The organism is Ammoniphilus soli, from assembly GCF_040813775.1.
In genome coordinates, this window is record NZ_JBEGDL010000011.1 from 133,305 (window position 1) to 152,776 (window position 19,472).

A 19,472-nucleotide genomic window follows, 5' to 3' on the forward strand; every position below is an offset into this window, starting at 1 on the left:
CAATTTCTTTTTTATCTTACGTACAGCTCTTCATTGGCTTTTTCTCCGGATAAACCGCGCGGCTTCCCCCGACTAGCCTAGGGCGAGTATAGGCCATCGTCACATGGGCATTCCCAATCTGGCGAATCGTTGGACGAACAGGGACAGCTACCGGGCGCAAATGCATACCAATAAACGTATCTCCGATGTCGATCCCTGCATGGGCCTGAATCGACTCCACTACTGCAGGATCGGTCATCTGCTGGTACGCATGGGAAGCCATTGATCCCCCTGCCTTCGGCACAGGAATCACGCTGACTTCTTCTAAACGAAAAGCGTCTAAGGTTTCCCTTTCCACGACAAGAGCCCGATTTAAATGCTCACAGCATTGAAAGGCAAGATGAAAGGAATGATTCTGCTGGAATTCCTTAAGAACGCGAAAGATCGTCTCTGCTGCCTGTTCGCTTCCGGACGTCCCAATTCGCTCCCCCACGACTTCACTTGTGCTCGTTCCGATCACAAGGATCTGCTTCGGGCCCATAGGAAAAATCGTGAGCAGTTCGCTTATAACCGTTCTAATTTGCTGCTCTACTTCCTGGGAATTAGACATCCTCTCTTGCCTCGATATCGGCAATCTTATCGAGTCGCTGGCTATGACGTCCACCTGTAAATTCCGTTTCCAGCCAAATTTTCACGATCTCCTGCGCCACACCGGGTCCAATTACACGGGCACCCATAGCTAATACATTGGAATCATTATGCTCCCTTGTCGCCTTGGCCGAGAATAAATCGTGTACTAATGCGCAGCGGATACCTTTAATCTTGTTAGCTGCAATCGACATCCCAATTCCTGTTCCACATATCAAAATGCCTCGATCAAATTCTCCAGAGGCCACTTTTTCCGCTACAGGTAACGCATAATCCGGATAATCAACGGATTGCTCACAGTTGCAGCCCATATCGGCCACTTCCATATTCATGGACTGAAGCAGCGCCTTGATTTCCTCTTTCAACTGAAAGCCGCCATGATCTGCACCCAGTGCGATTTTCAACGTTATCTCCTCCGTTTACAAGCATTTCGTCCTTATTATACCCTATAATTTCAAATCAACATAGTCTTTTTTCTTAATAATATTTAATAAAACACTCTAGAATGTTCGTCTTTTCTTCAGAATAAGAAAGTATCTGGTTCTTCAAGCTACCACCCTTTTTTCTAAAGTTTGTCTGGCTACCCTGAGTATGCTTCAATCAAAACTTTCTACACTGTGAACCTTCGTATATGCTCCTGCAGCTTCTCCGCCTGCCCGCGCAGCACCTGTCCAGCAGCCGAAATTTCCTCCATGAACGCGGTTTGATCCTGAGCGGCTACGGCTACCGATTGAGAACCTTCTGAGGTTTCTTCCGCAATCCTTGCCATATCTCTCGCTTCTTCTAACGCTTGTTTCATATTCGAGGTTTGGTCACCCACCATCTGAACAATTCCATTCACCGCTTCTACGACACCGCGCACGGCTACCGAAATATCACCCAGGGCTTTACTCGTTTCTTCTCCCCGCTTGGATTCCAGCGTGGCTAGCTTCACTTGCTCGTTTATTTGCTTAACAGCTTGTCCTACTTCCTGCTGAATCTGGTGAATGAGCTGATCAATGGCTTGAACGGCCTTTTTGCTTTCATCGGCGAGCTTTCGAACCTCTCCTGCCACTACGGCGAATCCACGACCATGCTCACCGGCTCTTGCCGCCTCAATCGAAGCGTTCAAGGCAAGCAAATTCGTTTGTTCCGCCATGGTTCCTACCAGCTTCGAAATATCGCCAATTTGCTTTGCCTGCTCGTCCAGCTTTCGCACGACTTCTATTGAAGATTGGCTTTCTTTCGCCAAATGATGCAATCCCTCGATTAACGTTTCTGCTACCTGCGAACTCACTTCTATTGTATGTACCATTTCAGCGGATAACTCTCTCGTCTGGTCGGCACTTTCATTTACCTGTTCAATCATTTGATTGAGCTGCTCAAACGATTCGACCATATGCATGGTAGCTGCCGATTGCATTTGGGCTCCCTGGGCTATGTCATCGATTGTCATCCCGATCTGCTCCGCTTGCATGGCTGCCGAATGAGACGCGTGCGTCAACTCCTGTACATGATCGCCCGTTTGTCGAAAATTCTCCTCGATATCCTTGACCATCGCCTGCAAATTACTTAGCATCCGCTCGAATGCCAAAGCGAGAGAACGAAGCTCATCCTCTCCCCGCGGAATCTCTACCTTGACCCGCAGGTCGCCTGTAGATACTTTTTCTGCTGTTTTCTCCAGCTGAACAATGGGCTTCGTCAACACCCGAGCAGCCATCCACCCAAATAAGGAGGACCAAAATACGCCCATCAGAAGAACCATTGCCTGAAACGCACCGGGAGACATAAAGCCATGAAAAAAGTCAGCTAAAAATGTCAGGAAAAAAAAGCTTGTCCCATAGGTTACCGCCGACAAAACGGCAATGCCGAGGACGATTTTTTTCTGCAGGCCAAAACGAATCTTATTGCCCATTGATTACTCCCCCATAATGTACATTCTATCGTAATGTAATCAATAATTCGTTTTCCTTTTGGTAAAACCCTGCTAAATTTTGTCGATTTTTTGCTTAAGTTTCAGTAAAGCCATTTCCAACTCACTCTCGGTTTCCCGGTAGACTTCCAATGAACCGCCAAAAGGGTCCATCACGTCAAGGTCTCCCATTTCCCCAATATATTCCTTCAACGTGAATACCTTCTCTTGCGCTTCCGGAAACTGTCGATTAACCACTTGTTTATGACTGTAGGTCATGGTTAAAATCAAATCGGCCCACTTGACTAATTCTGGCGTAACAGGCTGGGAGGCATGCTCAAGTTCTACTCCCCGATTCTTTAAAATCGTCGCCGTATGGGCAGATGCCGGTGTCCCTGAAGCAGCGGCAACACCAGCGGATTTAATTTCTACACTTAGGTTTTCCTGTTCCGCCAGCCGTTTCATTAGGCCTTCCGCCATGGGGCTTCGGCAGGTATTCCCTGTACAAACAAATAAAAGATTCATTTTCTTCACCTCAATCCATGGATGATGTAAACCAAAACTAAGCTGAGACCCATCCCCCATAATGCAAACCATCGATCATATTTGAAGGATGTCGGACCGATTTCCGTCCACACAATAAAACCCATTGCCCCTGCCGCAAAGGCCGTGCCGGCTGCCACCAGAAAGGGAGAACCGACAAAAAACTGCTGTCCGAGCCCCGCTCCCAAAGGGATACACAAGCCTAAGGCCAAAGCTATACCTAAAACTCGTCTTTTTTTCACTCCAGCCATAGCTAAAGGAATGGCCATTCCAATCCCCTCTGGCACGTTATGGATGGCAATCGATAAAGCCACCAATACCCCAAGATGCTGGTGGGTTTCAAACCCCGCTCCGATCGCAATTCCTTCTGGAATGTTATGCAGCCCAATTGCTAAGGCAATTAGCAGGCCCACGCGAAAAGATTCCTTTTTACCAGGAGATATACTCACTCCATGAACCACTTGCCGGTGCAAAAAGCCATGAATTCCTATCATCGTTATCAATCCAAGCCCTAAGCCCATTCCCACCGCTTGATACGGGCCTTGGGAAAATGCTGAAGGAAGCAAGTCCACAAGAATGACCAGTACCATAATCCCCGAGGATAACCCGAGGTAAAAAGCAAGAATCTTCCTGCCAGGCTGTCCAAACAGGAGAGCGAGAGCCGCTCCAAACAGGGTAGTAATCCCGGTAAGAGTGCTTAACACCAACAGTTCCATATGATCTGCCTCCTATAGCATAAACTTTATGCCAAAAGCCAGAATGATGAATCCGCCCAGCGCCTCACCCACTCCACCCATTCGATGACCGACCTGCTTTCCCAGCAATAGTCCGCAACCCGTCATCAACATCCCGATCAAGCCAAAGACCAGGACAGAGAGAAGTACATCGGTTTTAAACAACCCAAAAGAAAGCCCTACAGAAAGCGCATCAATGCTCACACTCATGGCAAACAAGAGAAGGCCGAAGCCCTCTGTCCGGTAGCTCCTGGGCTCCCCTTCCACCTGGAAGATCGATCCCCAAACCATATTGGCGCCCAAAAAACAAAGAATGAGCCCCCCGATAAAGGTTGCCACATCTCCTACCACCGCGGAAAGGAATTTGCCGCTGGCTATTCCAAAGAGAGGCATAATGATATGAAACAAACCAATCAAAATACTAATCTTGGCGATCGTCCGCAGACGAATCCCCAACATCCCCATTCCGATCCCTAAGGAAAAAGCATCCATTCCCAGCGCAATGCCGATCATCAGGATGGTGTAAAATTGTCCCAATTGGGTAATGTCCCATTCCATTTGATCCCCTCCAACCATATCCCTTGTCTCCTTCATGGATATGCGGACAGGTTAGGAAAGATGCTTATCCTCTTGTCTAAGCCCGATAAATGCGATGTCCCGCTGCTTTATTCAGCCGGTTCATGACAGCCAGGCCCACTCCTTCCGCCGGAAAAGACTCGGAAAGGATATAATTCACTTCTTGTTGATCAAAAGATCGCAGGGTATCATACAGCGAGCGGGCGACGGTGGATAAATCTTGGCGAGATCCGCAGATAGCCACCACATCTGCCTGTGGATAAGCTTCTTTGGATTCCTCTGTTGCCAACACGCCGACTCTCCTTCCAGATTCCTTAGCTTGTCCCACTAAAGAACGAATCGCCTCTATCTGATCCTCCACCTTCTCGGCTTGAACGATCCACATTTCCCCTTGCGGAGCATAGTGCTGATACTTCATTCCTGGGGATTTCGGCTGCTCTTCCTGCAAGGTTAGCCCAGGATCAAGATCCACCTGGCCGATCACGGCTTTTAGCTGTTCACGAGTGACCCCACCCGGACGCAAGATCATTGGCGGATCCACGGTCATATCCAGTACCGTCGATTCGACACCGACTCCCGTGTTCCCTCCATCCACAATCCCAGCAATGCGTCCCGCCAAGTCCTCTTCTACGTGAGCTGCTGTTGTTGGGCTCGGCCTCCCCGAACGATTCGCACTAGGCGCAGCTACAGGGACCCCTGCTTGTTCAATTAATGCCAAAGCCACCGGATGATCCGGCATCCGAATCCCTACAGAGTCCAACCCAGCGGTTACCTCCGGAGCGATTCCCTCTCTTCGCGGTAAAATAAAAGTCAGAGGACCAGGCCAGAAGGCTTCCATCAGTTTTTCTGCTTTATCTGGAACCTCCGAAACAAGGTTATCCAGATCCTTCCTGTGGGCAATGTGGATAATTAAAGGGTTATCGCTCGGCCTCCCCTTAGCTTCAAAAATCTTACGAACAGCAAGGGATGACAGGGCATTAGCCCCTAAGCCATAAACGGTCTCGGTAGGAAAAGCGATGACTTCATTGTCCGCCAGCAGCCTCGCCGGCTCTTCCAGTTGTGGATAGTCAGCCATTTTCCCCACAACGTTATCCACATGCCATGTTTTTGTCTGATAATCGATCATGTCTCTTCCATTCCTTTTTTCAAGACTTCTTCCTACTATGGTAGGAGATAAAACAAACAACTTATCAACAGTTTGTGGATAAGTTGTGCATAAGTGTGTGGTTTAGAGTCTTAAATTCGCGCGGTTGTTGCTCTTTTATACACCATAGCCGTGGATAAACTGGGTGTATACTGTTGAAAATGTGTGGATGCTTTGACTTGGCTGGGGATATCTTCCCACTCCACTTCCTTAAACCCACAAAATTGAAAAAAGGGTGCTGAACGTGTAAGCAAATAGATTTCCTGCAAGCCCTGTTTTCCAGCACGAGATAGAAGGATCCGCAAAAGCTCCCACCCTACCTTTTCATCGAAAAATGCCGGCTCCACAGCTAAGGACCGCAGCAATCCAAACTGATTCCCAAGAATCTCGAGACCCGCTGTTCCTACGACCTGTTGGCTGCCCAACTCCTCTACCACTAAAAAATGGTCCAGATGGGCTTCTATTCCCTCTACATTCAGTTTACCCTTTTTCAACAGATTCACAATCGCATGAATATCTTTCTTTCCGGCTACCCGCACCGCTAACCCCATCGACAGGGCCCCCTTCCTCTATCATTTCTATCATACATATGAGTAGAAATGATAGAGTATGCCCCTTTCGCTTAACTGTTTCTTACATACCTCGCCAACTCTGCCGTCATTTCATAGCGCATAAATGGCGTAATTAAATAGATTCCGTTAAAGTGGCGGCGAGTCGTTTCGATCAGCTCCATGGCAATTTCATTGCCCTGCTTTCTTGCATCTTCCCCTTCAAAGCGAGCCATCCGAGCCCGCACATCATCCGATAAGCGAATGCCTGGGACTTCATTGTGAAGAAACTCGGCATTGCGATGGCTTGTGAGCGGCATGATCCCAATAAAAATCGGCACTTGAATATGCTTTGTCGCTTCGGCAACTTGAAAAATCTGCTCATGGTCATAGAGCGGCTGGCTCATCACATAGTCCGCTCCTGCCTCCACCTTCTTTTCCAAGCGCTCAACCGCCTTATGCAAATGACGCGTATTCGGGTTGAAAGCAGCGGCAACCGTAAATGCTGCTCTCTTCTTTAACGTTCGGCCCGAGAACCCTACGCCGTCATTAAGCTGCTTCGTCATCCGGATCAGCTCAAAGGAAGTCATGTCATATACGGAAGAAGCTCCCGGAAGATCTCCATAACGGGTTGGATCCCCTGTAATCGCCAGCACGTGATCAATGCCTAATGCATACAAGCCCATTAAATGTGACTGCTGGCCAATCGAATTGCGGTCCCGGCAAGTCAAGTGCACCAACGGTCGAATGCCCACTTTCTCCTTTACCAAAGACCCCAGCGCCATGTTGCTCATCCGCGTCATCGCCAGCGAATTGTCAGCGAGAGTAATGGCATCGGCTCCCGCTTCCTTCAGTGCTGCTGCCCCTTCCAAAAACGGCTCAAAATCCAGATCGCGAGGCGGGTCCAGCTCAACGATGATCGTTGGTCTTTCCCGAACGAGCTCAGGAAGTGTTTTTTCATGGTGTGGTTCGGATAAAACCGCAACCTTGGACTCCTTGACCACCCCTATTGCTGAGTCTTCCTTTTTTTCCACAGGCGCTTTTCCTTTGATGCGAGTGGCTACCGCTTCAATATGCTCCGGTGTTGTCCCGCAGCATCCTCCCAAGATTCGCGCCCCTAACTGGTACAAGGTTTCAGCCGACTGACCAAAATACTCCGCTGAAGACGGATATAAAAACTGTCCATCCACATATTCCGGAAGCCCAGCATTCGGATACACGGACAACTTAAGCCCCTCTTTGACAGGAAGGGATTCAATGGATCGGATAATATTTGCCGGCCCATTGTAGCAGTTCAACCCCACAATGTCCGCACCCGCATCAACCAGGCGAGCAAATGCCGCTTCCAGCGGATAGCCATCCTGGGTCCGGTTCAAATCCTGAATCGTCAGCTGGCAGATCACCGGCAATGAAGTATATTTCCGAGCGACAGATAAAGCAAGAAGCGCTTCCTCCACAAAGCAAAAGGTTTCTAGCAGCAAGCCATCAATCCCTGCTTCAACTAAGCTTTTAATCTGCTCATCAAATACCTGCTCCAATTCTTCTAGGGGAATACTTTTTCTTCTTCCGCCTAAAATACCTCCTACGGAGCCTACCACGTAAACCGAATCTCCTGCGGCCTCTCTGGCCAAGCGAACTGCCGCCTGGTTGATGGCCTCTACTTGATCCTCCAAGCCGAACTTCGAAAGCTTTTCTCGATTGGCTCCGTACGTATTGGTTTCAATCAGGTCGGCACCGGCCTTTACGTACTGGAGATGGATATCCTTAATGACATCGGGGCGGGTTACATTTAACTCTTCCCCACAAGTGCCTACAGGAATTCCGTAGCGATGAAGCAATGTCCCCATCGCCCCATCGCCAATTAATACTTGATCCTTTATTTTTTCTAACAATCCTTGCTTCTGTTCCATGTCTCTCACCCCTAAACAATAGTCCCTAAAACAAGAAAAAACCCCTGAGCAAATGAGCCAGAAGGTTCTCGGGATCTGTAACACACTATCATGAGCCCCTTCTTATCTCCCAGATACCTTGCGTATCTGCAGGAATTAGCACCCTGCCTTAATGCGTCCTGAACGCCTTAACGGGTTGCCGGGTTTCATCGGGCCAGTCCCTCCACCTGCTCCAAATAAGAAAAGTGTTAGATTTATTTTAAAACACTAAGTATTTATATTAACGTAATCATACGGGATGGTGCGATATCTGTCAATGGAGGATCATTCCTAGGCGAAAAGTTTTTGATAAAGCTTCTGAAAGACTTCGACTAAGAAGAACTTCACTTGAATTTTAGGGCCATCTCCATCAGCTTCCTGCTTAACGGCATCCCCCGTATCGATATCTACAAAGCAGAGCGGCGGAAACAATACGCACCACCAGTTTTGCCCTAAACCTTGTCCAACCGTTACGCGAAGGGCTTCATACTCCCCAGCAGGATATACATACTGGCCGTACATTTTTGTCGGAAAAGGAACCTTTCCTAACTCTACTTGGCTTGTATAAGAAAATCCATGCTTGGCAATAGTTTGGTCCACTACCTCTTGCAGCTGCGGCAATTCCTCTGCCATCTTCTCACGCGCTTCTTCCATCGTTTGCAAATCCGTTACCTTACCTTCCAGGTAAGCATTAATTTGATCTCGAATTTCTTGCTTTAGCCACTGATCTTGCGGGGAATCGCTATTGGCAATGACACGAAGCCGAATGGAATCTTGCGGAATAGGTTCTTCTTTTAGCAAGGAAGCAACTGAACGCTGACTCTCCCAACTCATGATTAATATAATAAATGTAAATAAGACCAAGCTTACTTTTTTCATGTTTTGTTTCCCCTCTCTTTTCTATCTCCTTAGCCAACAGTCTAGACAGAAAAGAAAGGGTTTAAACATGATTCGTTATTTTCAGAATAAAACTTATTATTCAGGAAAGGAAGGCCAGCTTCCCTGAGCTACAGACCCGCCTTCCCATCTCCTATCACAATTCGTTCAATCCCGGCTAAATCTTGAATCACTTCGGTTCTAGCAATGACACCAGTTCTCAAAAGCAATTGCTCTACATCCCGGGCCTGACCCATTCCCACTTCAAAGGCCACCAATCCGCCTGGACGAAGGACCTGCGGCAACCCTTTACAAAGCCGTCGATAGAAGTCAAGCCCATCCTCTCCCCCATCCAACGCACGCATCGGTTCATGATCCTTGACCTGCACATCCAATTCAAGAACATCGCTTGAAGGAATATAGGGAGGGTTAGAAACTAAAATATCCACAGGCTGAAGGAGCGGATCCAGGAGATCTCCTTTTAGAAAGGTAATCTGCTGCTCGACGCCATGAATGCGGCTATTTTCTTGAGCTGTATCCAAAGATTCCTGGGCGATATCCACAGCATAAACCTTCCACTGGGAATGAACGGCCAAACTGACAGCAATAGCCCCACTGCCCGTCCCAATATCCGCTACAGTCAAAGCATCTGATACGTCTCGCCTATGAAGAACTTGTTCAACAAGGATTTCCGTCTCCGGCCTAGGAATCAAGACAGAAGGATTAACGCGAAACGACAGCCCATAAAACTCCTGCTCACCGATGAGGTATTGAACAGGAACTCCTTGAAGCCTTTCCTTGACCATTCGCTCCACCTCGGACCATTGCTGCATCGAGATGAATTCCTCCATTCCTAGAAATAGCCGCGTGCGGTCCCATCCTAAGACGTGCCGAACGATAATCTCTGCCAAAAACCTGTCGTCTTCCAATGATTCCATAAACGAAGAAGCCCTTTTCAGGGCTTCTCTAACGGTTATAGCGTTCATGCTTATAGGCCTTCCGCATTTTGCATGAGTTCAGCTTGCTCTTCGACTACGAGGGCATTGATGATTTCATCAAGATCCCCGTTCAAAATGTAGTCCAGCTTATGAAGCGTCAAGCCAATGCGGTGATCGGTGACCCGGCTTTGCGGGAAATTGTACGTGCGGATCCGTTCACTGCGGTCTCCGGTTCCCACTTTGCTTTTGCGGATTTCGCCATACTCCGCAGCCTTCTTTTGCTGCTCCAGATCATACAAGCGTGCTCTTAAAACGCGAAGCGCTTTATCCTTGTTGGAGTGCTGCGACTTCTCGTCTTGGCAGCTAACCATGATCCCTGTCGGAACGTGCAAAACACGAACGGCGGATTTCGTCGTGTTAACACTCTGTCCACCCGCACCGCTTGAACAGAAGGTATCGATACGGATATCCTTATCGTGAATTTCCACTTCCAGATCTTCGGCTTCAGGCAAGACAGCCACGGTAGCCGTGGACGTATGAATCCGTCCGCCAGATTCGGTTGTTGGAATTCGCTGTACGCGGTGAGCGCCGCTCTCGAACTTCAATTTACTGTAAGCGCCTTTACCTTTCACGGCAAAGATAACTTCCTTAAATCCGCCCAAATCATTGTAGCTAGCTTCCATAATCTCGATCTTAAATCCTGCCTTCTCCGCATAACGCGAATACATCCGGAAAAGGTCACCAGCAAATAAAGCCGCTTCATCGCCGCCTGCCGCTCCGCGAATCTCCACGATAACGTTCTTGTCATCGTTCGGATCTTTAGGCAGCAACAAGATATGCATACGATCTTCCAGCTCTTTCTTACGCTCGGTCAATTCATCAATTTCCATCTTGACCATTTCGCGCATCTCATCATCCAGCTTCTCCTCCAGCATTGCCTTTGCTTCTTTCAGCTGGGAAGAAACACTTTTATATTCACGGTACGTCTGAACCGTTTCTTCCATATCGGATTGCTCTTTCGAATAATCCCGAAGCTTGGAAGGATCGTTCATTATATCTGGATCACACAATAACTCCGTTAACTTTTCGTAACGTTCTTCTACTGCTTCCAAACGATCAAACACAGCAGTTCACCTCAGATTTGATTTCACTTATAACAGTATAATTATAAGGATTAATATATATTATGTCAAACAACTACACATGAATAGGGAAAAGAGCCTTTTTGGAAAGGCCATATTTAAACTATTTTACCCAAAAAGAAAACCCGGACGCGCGTCCAGGCTATCTTCTTACCTCTAAATCAATGCTGTAACGAGGCATTTTCAGCTGCAATTGCTGATAAACAGCAGCTCTTACCGCTGCTTTATCGGCCCCGCCTTCTATATCAATATTGACATGGGCGGTTCCTCCATTAAGGTAAGCCGTCGCTCGTTCCACCCCGCGAACGTTCGCGGCAATCTGTGCCATGATGCGTTCATCGGCGTCCAGATTATACAGGTCATTTCTTCCCGTTACCAAATTCGGGTTCAAATCAGCAAGAACGAAGTCATTCTTAAATCCCTTGTCATCATCATAGGGACCTGAGGGATTATGGTACACATTGTTCTTATTATAGGTTAGTGTGCCAAACGGTCGATCATTGTCAGCCGGACCAGCGGCAGGAGAACAAGCAGCAGAAATCATCATCACCAGGCAAAGCATCAAGGCGTAAAATAGAGTTTTGCGTTGCAATGAAGACACCTCCCTCGGTCTTAGGTTATCCGAAGAAGCAGGTTTTTCTCTGCAAAAATTTTTCCACCTATATCGCTTCCTGTAAAGATCCATCCTGTCTTATGTCTTCCCCTTTAGAGAGAGTAAAGCTTAGAATAGAGGCTACCACAAGCAACCCAGCCGTGAACCAAAAGACGGTATTATAGCCGCCCTGAAGCCGATAAATCACACCCGGTACATACGCTCCCACAGCAGAACCCAGCTGGTGGCTGAAATATACCCACCCAAACACCACACCGGCCGAATACCTTTTAAATTGCTCCGAAACCAGCATCATTGTAGGGGCCACTGTGGCAAAGTCAACCAAACCGAATAATACACTAAACACCAATAAAAGAAAAACATCTTGAGAATAAATGAGCAGAACAACCGTTAAGGCACGAATAATATAGATATAACCTAACATATACCGATGATTCCACCGATCCGCGAAATGTCCGGATAGGGCTGTTCCCAAAATATTAAAGCCAGCCAGCAAACTGACTGCCAGACTGGTGGCTCCTGTAGCAAACCCGCACATTTGTGCATAAGGAATGAGATGGGTATCCATCAATCCCGTCGTTGACACCCCGCAAACAAAAAAAGGAAAAGCTATAAACCAAAATGCCCGTGATCGAATCATCACGCTAAAGGGCAGCTGCTCCTTTTCCATTTCTGGAGGCTTTTCTTTAGCCTCTATATTTTCTTCCTTGTCCTCCTCTTCCCCATATGCTTTCATTCCCAGATCAGCTGGTGAAGTGCGAATAAACCATAGGACTAAGGGCAATACAACTAAGCAAAGAAACACTCCCCAAGTCACGACCGTAATCTTCCATCCCCATTCGTCAATCATGAACAAGGAGGCAGGAACGATGAGAAACTGGCCAGCCCCACTTCCTGCTGCCATTAACCCCAACGCTAATCCTCTTTTAGCATAGAACCACTGGGTAATCATTACCGAAGTCACGACATTAGATGCCCCGCCAAACCCAATGGAAGAAATCACACCATATAAAATAATCAACTGCCAAGTAGAAGTAACCATAAACGATATTAACGTACTGACTCCCACAATCAGAATACTGGCGGAAAGAACTTTACGCACACCATACTGATCAACAACTTTACCTACCACCGGACCGGAAACGGCATAAACCAGATAACTGACCAGAGCAATGAGCGAAACCGCTGCCCGATCTGCGGAAAACTCTTGCTCCCAAGGCTGAATAAACGCGCCAAAGGAAAGGCGGACTCCTTGTGCCGACAACAATGCGAAGAAGCTTAATAATAGTACAATCCAAGCATAATGGAACCTTTTAATTGATGAATTCAATGTCCTTTGCTCCTATCTTTACTAAATATAAAAAGGACCTCATCGCTATGTTAAAGAGATCCTTTGCATGCAAAACAAGATAACAGGCAGCTTGTATGTATACATTCTGATATACACTATTAATATATAAGAAATTAACTATATAATAAAGTGAATTTATTGTTTTTTCATTCATTTTTAGGGTTGGCGGGTTAAAAACTGCCGACAAACCCTCTCACACCGGCAATACTCACGATTTATTAAAAATACTCACAGATTGGCTCATTTTTGTCACAACGGATCCCTCATACTCACAAACCCAGAATTATTGCAAATAACTAGTAGAAATACTTGTCCAAGTCCGTAAAAAGCGGGCTCAGACCCGCCATTTCCTTTATCAACAAAAAAGTATTACCTAGTACCCCTAATTCTCACATAGGAGCACACTCTATTATAAAATACTCGAAGTTTTAGAAGAAAAGAAAAGGCTGATCCCGAAAGTCGGTTTTTACCGACCTTTAGGGACAGCCTCTTACGCCTGCGGCGGATGATAATAATGTCTTCTGCACACACTGCTGTACGTTTCTTCTCCGCCAATCTCGATGGTTTCCCCGGAGTATACCGGTTGGCCTTCTTTATATTTCAAAATATGTGTGGCTTTTTTGTTGCAATGCACACATACCGTTTTAATTTCTTCGATTTTATCCGCCTCACACAAGATCGCGCGTGAGCCTTCGAACAACTGATTTTTAAAATCCTTTAAGAGTCCATAAACAATCACCGGTATATTTAACTCATCGACAATGCGGGTCATCTGCCCAACATGTGCGGCACTTAAAAACTGCCCTTCATCGACTAAAACGCAATGCGGCAGTTCTCTGTGACTTCTCGTAATTGCTAACATATCTGTATCTTCATGGATGGCAATCGCCTCTCGGCTAATTCCTACTCTTGAAGCCACTCGGCCTACTCCATACCGGTCGTCAATAGCCGGAGTGAAGACCAAGACCCGTTTCCCTGACTGCTCATAGTTATGGGCTACCGTTAACAGCTGAATCGACTTGGAAGCATTCATTGCCCCGTAACGAAAATACAATTGAGCCATTCCGTTTTCTCCTCGCCATAAACAAAATAAAAGCGGGCAGGAAATCCTGCCCGCTTGCACTCGGTATTAGATACCGTATTTTTTCTTAAACTTGTCAACACGTCCGCCTGCATCTACAAACTTCTGCTTTCCTGTGTAGAAAGGATGGCACTCAGAGCAGATTTCAACGCGAAGGTTTTCTTTTACAGATCCTGTTTCGAACTCGTTTCCGCAAGCGCAAGTAACCTTAGTCACTTTATAATTAGGATGAATTGCTTGTTTCATTCTTTTCACCTCTTTCCGCCCTGATCCTATCTGTAGACCAGAGTTCAAATTAAACACATTTGTCATTATATCACGGGCAAGATGCCTTTTCAACTGCCATTATCTCCTACGAATCGGAAACTCCTTAGGCGGAATATGGGTATAGGAACCAATGACCACATCAGGCAATTCCTCCTGATAGATTTCAATGGCCTGTTTCATGCCGAATACTTCCCCTTGTGGCTTCGGTATCATTGCCAAGTAACTGTCTGGGTCAATGTTTAAGTTCCTTAGCTGAATTAACCGAACTCCGGAACGGCGGATGAATTCAATCATCGCTTCCATTTCCTCCTCCCGGTCAAACACTCCAGGGAAGCACAGATAGTTAATCGACGTATAAACTCCTTTATCCGCACAATAGCGAAGCGATTTTTCCACATTCCGCAAATCGTAGCCACGCGGCTGATAGTAAGCATTATAGTGATCATCGATCGCGCTAATGGTACTTACTCGGATTAAATCCAGCCCCGAATCGACGATGGCTTTAATATGGTCCGTTAAACCCGCATTCGTATTCATGTTAATATATCCAATGGAAGTCTCCGCACGCACACGGCGAATGGCTTCCGTAATCATCGCCGCTTGAGTCGAAGGTTCTCCTTCACAGCCCTGCCCGAAACTAATGATGCTCTCCGGAGTCTTCAAGTGATGCTTCATGACCTCTACCAATTCTTCAATGGTCGGCTTGAAGTTCATCCGCGTTTGGGGAGCGACAAATCCGGAGTCATCAGGCTGCTCTGAAATGCAGCCATAACAGCCGGCATTACAGGAATAGGAGACAGGGAGCCCTCCCTCCCAACGGTTCAAGAACGTATTCGAAGCCGTCAGGCATTCATATTCTAAGGCACAGTTGGATAAATGCTTGATCACCCGATTTTCCGGGTACTGGTCAAGCAGCTCACCCACCTTGACCTTCACTTCCTCATAGGAACAATGCGCAGGATTCCACTTGTAATGCTCGTCGCTTTGGCGAGCAGCAACATAAAAGCCGTCATCCTTCCAAACCACCGCCGTATAGCCAAACAGAGGAAATTTATAATCCTTATCTGTCTTCGCATAGCCGGGCAGCATCAGCCGCGTAAAACCTTGCGGCAAAAGCGCACCTACGGCAGCGGAGCCTTCCAGCGCAGCCATATCTCCCGTTTCCGGATCCATTCCAATTGGCCTGGTGTTCGGCAAACTAACGAGCGTGGCCCCTTCCGGAAGCGGAATCAGCTCTTCCTCCAGGATCTCAAATAAGCTTTCCCCGCTGCGGCCCACTGCCAAATAGTCAGGGTGATCATATACTTGGCCGTTTTTATCGGCATAGACAAGATTCATGCAAATACTCCTTTAACATCTACTAAGCGGTCGTTGAAGCCGTTCGGCCAGAGCGCGTCTGAGGCTGGATGGTTTCGAGCGCTTCCAGGAACTCGATATTGGTTTTTGTTTCTCTGATCTTCTTTAGGAACATATCCGTAAATTCCGGATGCTCCGACATCGTCTTGCGCATTCCCCAAATTTTCTCCAACTCAAATTTGGAAAATAGCAATTCCTCGCGTCGGGTTCCGGAACGGCGAATATCAAGAGCCGGATAGATGCGGCGCTCTGCCAGCTTGCGGTCAAGATGGAGCTCCATATTCCCTGTTCCCTTAAATTCTTCGTAAATCACGTCGTCCATCCGAGAACCGGTTTCCACTAAAGCGGTCGCTAAGATAGTTAAGCTTCCGCCTTCTTCAATATTCCGCGCCGAACCAAAGAAGCGCTTCGGACGGTGGAAGGCCGCCGGATCAATACCCCCAGATAGCGTTCTGCCGCTTGGAGGTATGACGAGATTGTAGGCGCGTGCCAGACGTGTGATACTGTCCATGAGAATGACAACATCCTTTTTGTGCTCAACCAAACGCTGAGCCCGCTCCAAAACCAGCTCCGCCACTTTTATATGATTTTCCGGCAGTTCATCAAAAGTAGACGCAACCACTTCCGCTTTTACGGAGCGTTGCATATCGGTCACTTCCTCTGGTCGCTCATCGATCAGCAGGACAAACAACTCGATTTCCGGATGATTTTCTGCAATGCTATTGGCAATTTCCTTGAGCAAAACCGTCTTCCCCGCTTTTGGAGGAGCGACAATCAAACCGCGCTGCCCTAAGCCGACAGGAGCCAAAAGATCGATAACTCTTGTAGATAAGCGATCAGGAGAGGTTTCTAATACAAGCTTCTTTTGGGGATAGAGAGGTGTTAGGGCAGGGAAATGAAGCCGTTCCGAAGCGATTTCGGGGTCTTCACCATTGACAGCCTCTACATGCAATAAGCCGAAATAGCGCTCGTTTTCTTTTGGGGGCCGTACTTTTCCAGAAACCTTGTCTCCGGTGCGCAGATCAAACCTGCGGATCTGTGAGGCAGATATATAGATATCCTCTGCACTGGGCAAATAGTTAATCGGTCGAAGGAAACCGTAACCGTCCGCTAGAATTTCAAGAACCCCTTCCATAAACATAAATCCGCTTTTTTCTGCTTGCGCCCGCAGAATCGCAAAAATCAATTCTTTCTTTTTCATCGTCCCATAATAGGGGATTTGAAATTGCTTGGCCAGCTTATATAAATCCGTTAATTTCTTTTCTTCTAATCCCGCCAAATTCATGTCCATACGTTAGATATAACACCAACTTTCATTTACATTTCTTAAATCCCTTGAATCCATATCGTCTATTATACCGAACTAGGGATAGAATCGAAAAGTCTATAAACTATTCAACCATTATCCCCAGTTTCATACCAAAATATTACAATGCTAGATGTTTTTCATAACTAGATTCGGCTTCAGCTCCAGGCGATGCTGGCCTTCGACAAAACGAATGGTTCCGGTTTTCGCTCTCATTACAACGGAATGAGTCGTTGCCCGATTTCCTTGGAAGCGGACGCCGCGCAGAAACTCTCCATCGGTTACCCCCGTAGCGGCAAAGATGGCATCGTCTCCTTTGACTAAATCATCCATCCGCAGCACCTGATGAGGGTCAACGAGGCCCATTTTCTTGCAGCGTTCGATTTCTTCTTCATTTTGCGGAAGCAAGCGCCCTTGAATCTCGCCACCGAGACATTTTAAAGCTACTGCAGAGATGACCCCTTCAGGAGCTCCGCCTGCACCAAACAGGATGTCCACTCCCGTATCCTTAAAAGCCGTACTAATTGCGGCAGAAACATCCCCATCGGAAATCAATTTAATGCGTACGCCTGCCTCGCGAACTTCATGAATGATTTTCTCATGTCGCTCACGATCCAAGATAATCGCCGTCAACTCGCGCAAATCTTTTCCTTTGCACTTGGCCACAGCTTCAAGATTTTCTCTTACCGAACGATCAATGTCAATGGCTCCTACACATTCAGGCCCTACAGCAATTTTATCCATATACATATCTGGCGCATGCAGCAAGTTCCCTTTGTCCGCTACTGCCAATACGCTCATGGCATTCCACAATCCCTTGGCCACAATGTTTGTTCCTTCTAAGGGATCAACGGCGACATCCACGGACGGACCTAGACCTAGGCCTAGCTTCTCTCCGATATAAAGCATCGGAGCTTCGTCCATTTCTCCTTCTCCGATCACAACGGTTCCAACCATCGGCACGGTATTGAACTCTGCACGCATGGCCGTCGTAGCGGCATCATCCGCTTCATCCTTTTTTCCAAAACCCATCCAGCGAGCAGAGGCCAAAGCAGCCGCTTCTGTTACCCGCACTAATTCTAGCGATAAACTCCGTTCCATTTCCATCATCCTCTCTTTACGGTTATCCCGTATCTTCTTTGGAATAAGGATAACACATTTAACACTTACTCGTTCAATATGATAGCACTTTAAAAGGAATTGCGCTCTACTTAATTCATTAGGAAACATTTTACTGGTCGGATTCTTCTATTTGCTCCCGCCAAATCTCAGCTCCTAAAGTCCGCAGTTTTTCTTCTAAAGTATCATACCCTCGATCAATATGCTCCACTCCAAAAATCTCGGTTACCCCATCTGTCGCCAGGGCAGCTACAATCATCGCCGCACCAGCCCGAAGATCAGCTGCTTTGACCGTCGCTCCTTGAAGCTTTTTAACTCCTTCAATAATGGCAGAACGGCCTTCCACCTTAATTTGGGCTCCCATGCGAACTAACTCATCTACATGGCGGAAGCGCGAGGTATAAATGTTATCCGTCACCATGCTTGTCCCATGGGCTAAGGTAAGCAACGCAGTCATCGGCTGCTGAAGGTCGGTTGCAAAGCCTGGGTAGGCCCCTGTCTTTACATCCACAGACCGGTAGGACTTCTCCCCAATGATCCGAATGGATTCATCCTGTTCAATAATGCGGACTCCCATTTCTTCTAGCTTCGCCGAGATACCCTCCAAGTGTCGGGGAATGACCTGATCAATCGTCACATCCCCGCGCGTTGCCGCTGCAGCAATCATATAGGTGCCTGCCTCAATCCGGTCAGGAATGATCGAATGGCGACAGCCTAGTAGTTGGCTTTTTCCTGTAATGCGGATAACATCTGTTCCTGCCCCTTTAATCGAGGCCCCCATCGAAGATAATAGCGTGGCAACGTCAATGATTTCAGGCTCTTTGGCCGCATTCTCAATGATCGTTGTGCCCTGGGCACGGGAAGCCGCCAGCATAATATTGATCGTCGCTCCCACACTGATGACATCGAGATAGATTTTATTGCCCGTTAACTCTTGAGCTGCTATAGACAAAGCTCCATCTTTCGCTTCGATTTTTGCCCCTAAGGCTTCAAAGCCCTTAATATGCTGGTCAATCGGACGCGGCCCTAAATTGCAGCCTCCCGGCAACCCGATGAAAGCTTCACCGAAACGCCCAAGCAATGCACCCATGAGATAATACGAGGCTCTTAACTTTTTCACTTTGCCATTCGGCAGCGGCTTAGGCACAATGCCTGCAGGATCGACGTAGAGGGACTGCCCCTCCTGTTCCACCTTTGCCCCCAGCTCACGCAATATCTCGATATATATCTGCACATCATTTATCATTGGAAGATTATCAATGATCGTCGGAGATTCAGCCAAAATGGTAGCAGGAATTAATGCGACAGCGCTATTTTTGGCCCCACTGATTGTGATCCTCCCCTTGAGCGGCATCCCGCCCCTAATGCACAATTTCTCCATAATTGCCTCCCGCGGTTCTCTTCTCTGTTGTCTATTTTTTATCATTTGGGT

Annotated in this window: 20 protein-coding genes and 1 riboswitch; all 20 genes read right to left on the minus strand. The window is 47.4% G+C overall.

Annotated elements, in window-relative coordinates:
* Nucleotides 1-16: 16 nt before the first annotated feature.
* Nucleotides 17-589: a TIGR01440 family protein gene (locus ABLT31_RS20660; protein ID WP_367755188.1), complete on the minus strand. Its 573-nt coding sequence runs from the start codon at nt 587-589 to the stop codon at nt 17-19.
* Nucleotides 582-1,031, minus strand: coding sequence for a ribose 5-phosphate isomerase B (gene rpiB, locus ABLT31_RS20665; RefSeq protein WP_367755190.1), 450 nt, complete (start codon nt 1,029-1,031; stop codon nt 582-584). Before rpiB ends, ABLT31_RS20660 begins: the two co-directional genes overlap by 8 nt.
* A gap of 206 nt (nt 1,032-1,237) precedes the next feature.
* Entirely contained in the window at nt 1,238-2,521 is a 1,284-nt protein-coding gene (locus tag ABLT31_RS20670; protein ID WP_367755192.1) for a methyl-accepting chemotaxis protein, read from the minus strand.
* 72 nt (nt 2,522-2,593) lie between these two features.
* Nucleotides 2,594-3,043, minus strand: coding sequence for a low molecular weight protein arginine phosphatase (locus ABLT31_RS20675; protein WP_367755194.1), 450 nt, complete (start codon nt 3,041-3,043; stop codon nt 2,594-2,596).
* A gap of 5 nt (nt 3,044-3,048) precedes the next feature.
* Nucleotides 3,049-3,777 carry a ZIP family metal transporter gene (locus ABLT31_RS20680; RefSeq protein ID WP_367755197.1) on the minus strand — a complete coding sequence of 243 codons (729 nt, stop codon included), beginning with the start codon at nt 3,775-3,777 and terminating at the stop codon, nt 3,049-3,051.
* A 12-nt stretch (nt 3,778-3,789) separates the two neighbouring features.
* Nucleotides 3,790-4,371, minus strand: coding sequence for a manganese efflux pump MntP (locus tag ABLT31_RS20685; RefSeq protein WP_367755199.1), 582 nt, complete (start codon nt 4,369-4,371; stop codon nt 3,790-3,792).
* A 58-nt stretch (nt 4,372-4,429) separates the two neighbouring features.
* Nucleotides 4,430-5,497: an L-threonylcarbamoyladenylate synthase gene (locus tag ABLT31_RS20690; protein WP_367755202.1), complete on the minus strand. Its 1,068-nt coding sequence runs from the start codon at nt 5,495-5,497 to the stop codon at nt 4,430-4,432.
* A gap of 110 nt (nt 5,498-5,607) precedes the next feature.
* The gene (locus ABLT31_RS20695; protein ID WP_367755204.1) at nt 5,608-6,066 is read right to left on the minus strand and encodes a GNAT family N-acetyltransferase; all 459 of its coding nucleotides are present in this window, start codon (nt 6,064-6,066) and stop codon (nt 5,608-5,610) included.
* A gap of 71 nt (nt 6,067-6,137) precedes the next feature.
* Nucleotides 6,138-7,973 (minus strand): bifunctional homocysteine S-methyltransferase/methylenetetrahydrofolate reductase, encoded by a 1,836-nt coding sequence (locus ABLT31_RS20700; RefSeq protein WP_367755206.1) that lies wholly within the window; start codon nt 7,971-7,973, stop codon nt 6,138-6,140.
* A 99-nt stretch (nt 7,974-8,072) separates the two neighbouring features.
* Nucleotides 8,073-8,195, minus strand: a riboswitch (SAM riboswitch).
* A gap of 87 nt (nt 8,196-8,282) precedes the next feature.
* Nucleotides 8,283-8,870, minus strand: coding sequence for a stage II sporulation protein R (gene spoIIR, locus ABLT31_RS20705; protein ID WP_367755208.1), 588 nt, complete (start codon nt 8,868-8,870; stop codon nt 8,283-8,285).
* A 128-nt stretch (nt 8,871-8,998) separates the two neighbouring features.
* A complete protein-coding gene (gene prmC / locus ABLT31_RS20710; RefSeq protein ID WP_367755210.1) occupies nt 8,999-9,853 on the minus strand; it encodes a peptide chain release factor N(5)-glutamine methyltransferase in 855 nt (284 codons plus the stop codon).
* Between the two features lie 2 nt (nt 9,854-9,855).
* The gene (gene prfA / locus ABLT31_RS20715; protein WP_367755212.1) at nt 9,856-10,929 is read right to left on the minus strand and encodes a peptide chain release factor 1; all 1,074 of its coding nucleotides are present in this window, start codon (nt 10,927-10,929) and stop codon (nt 9,856-9,858) included.
* A gap of 160 nt (nt 10,930-11,089) precedes the next feature.
* Nucleotides 11,090-11,539 carry a hypothetical protein gene (locus tag ABLT31_RS20720; RefSeq protein ID WP_367755214.1) on the minus strand — a complete coding sequence of 150 codons (450 nt, stop codon included), beginning with the start codon at nt 11,537-11,539 and terminating at the stop codon, nt 11,090-11,092.
* Between the two features lie 67 nt (nt 11,540-11,606).
* Nucleotides 11,607-12,878, minus strand: coding sequence for an MFS transporter (locus tag ABLT31_RS20725; protein WP_367755352.1), 1,272 nt, complete (start codon nt 12,876-12,878; stop codon nt 11,607-11,609).
* Between the two features lie 523 nt (nt 12,879-13,401).
* Nucleotides 13,402-13,974, minus strand: a complete 573-nt coding sequence (locus tag ABLT31_RS20730) for a thymidine kinase (RefSeq protein ID WP_367755216.1) — start codon at nt 13,972-13,974, stop codon at nt 13,402-13,404.
* Between the two features lie 66 nt (nt 13,975-14,040).
* Nucleotides 14,041-14,238: a 50S ribosomal protein L31 gene (rpmE, locus tag ABLT31_RS20735; protein ID WP_367755218.1), complete on the minus strand. Its 198-nt coding sequence runs from the start codon at nt 14,236-14,238 to the stop codon at nt 14,041-14,043.
* Nucleotides 14,239-14,337: 99 nt separating this feature from the next.
* Nucleotides 14,338-15,597 (minus strand): radical SAM protein, encoded by a 1,260-nt coding sequence (locus ABLT31_RS20740; protein ID WP_367755220.1) that lies wholly within the window; start codon nt 15,595-15,597, stop codon nt 14,338-14,340.
* Between the two features lie 22 nt (nt 15,598-15,619).
* Nucleotides 15,620-16,900 (minus strand): transcription termination factor Rho, encoded by a 1,281-nt coding sequence (gene rho, locus ABLT31_RS20745; protein WP_367755222.1) that lies wholly within the window; start codon nt 16,898-16,900, stop codon nt 15,620-15,622.
* A 150-nt stretch (nt 16,901-17,050) separates the two neighbouring features.
* On the minus strand, nt 17,051-18,022 hold the full coding sequence (gene glpX / locus ABLT31_RS20750) for a class II fructose-bisphosphatase (RefSeq protein WP_367755224.1): 972 nt from the start codon (nt 18,020-18,022) through the stop codon (nt 17,051-17,053).
* A 130-nt stretch (nt 18,023-18,152) separates the two neighbouring features.
* Entirely contained in the window at nt 18,153-19,421 is a 1,269-nt protein-coding gene (locus tag ABLT31_RS20755; RefSeq protein WP_367755226.1) for a UDP-N-acetylglucosamine 1-carboxyvinyltransferase, read from the minus strand.
* Nucleotides 19,422-19,472: the final 51 nt, after the last annotated feature.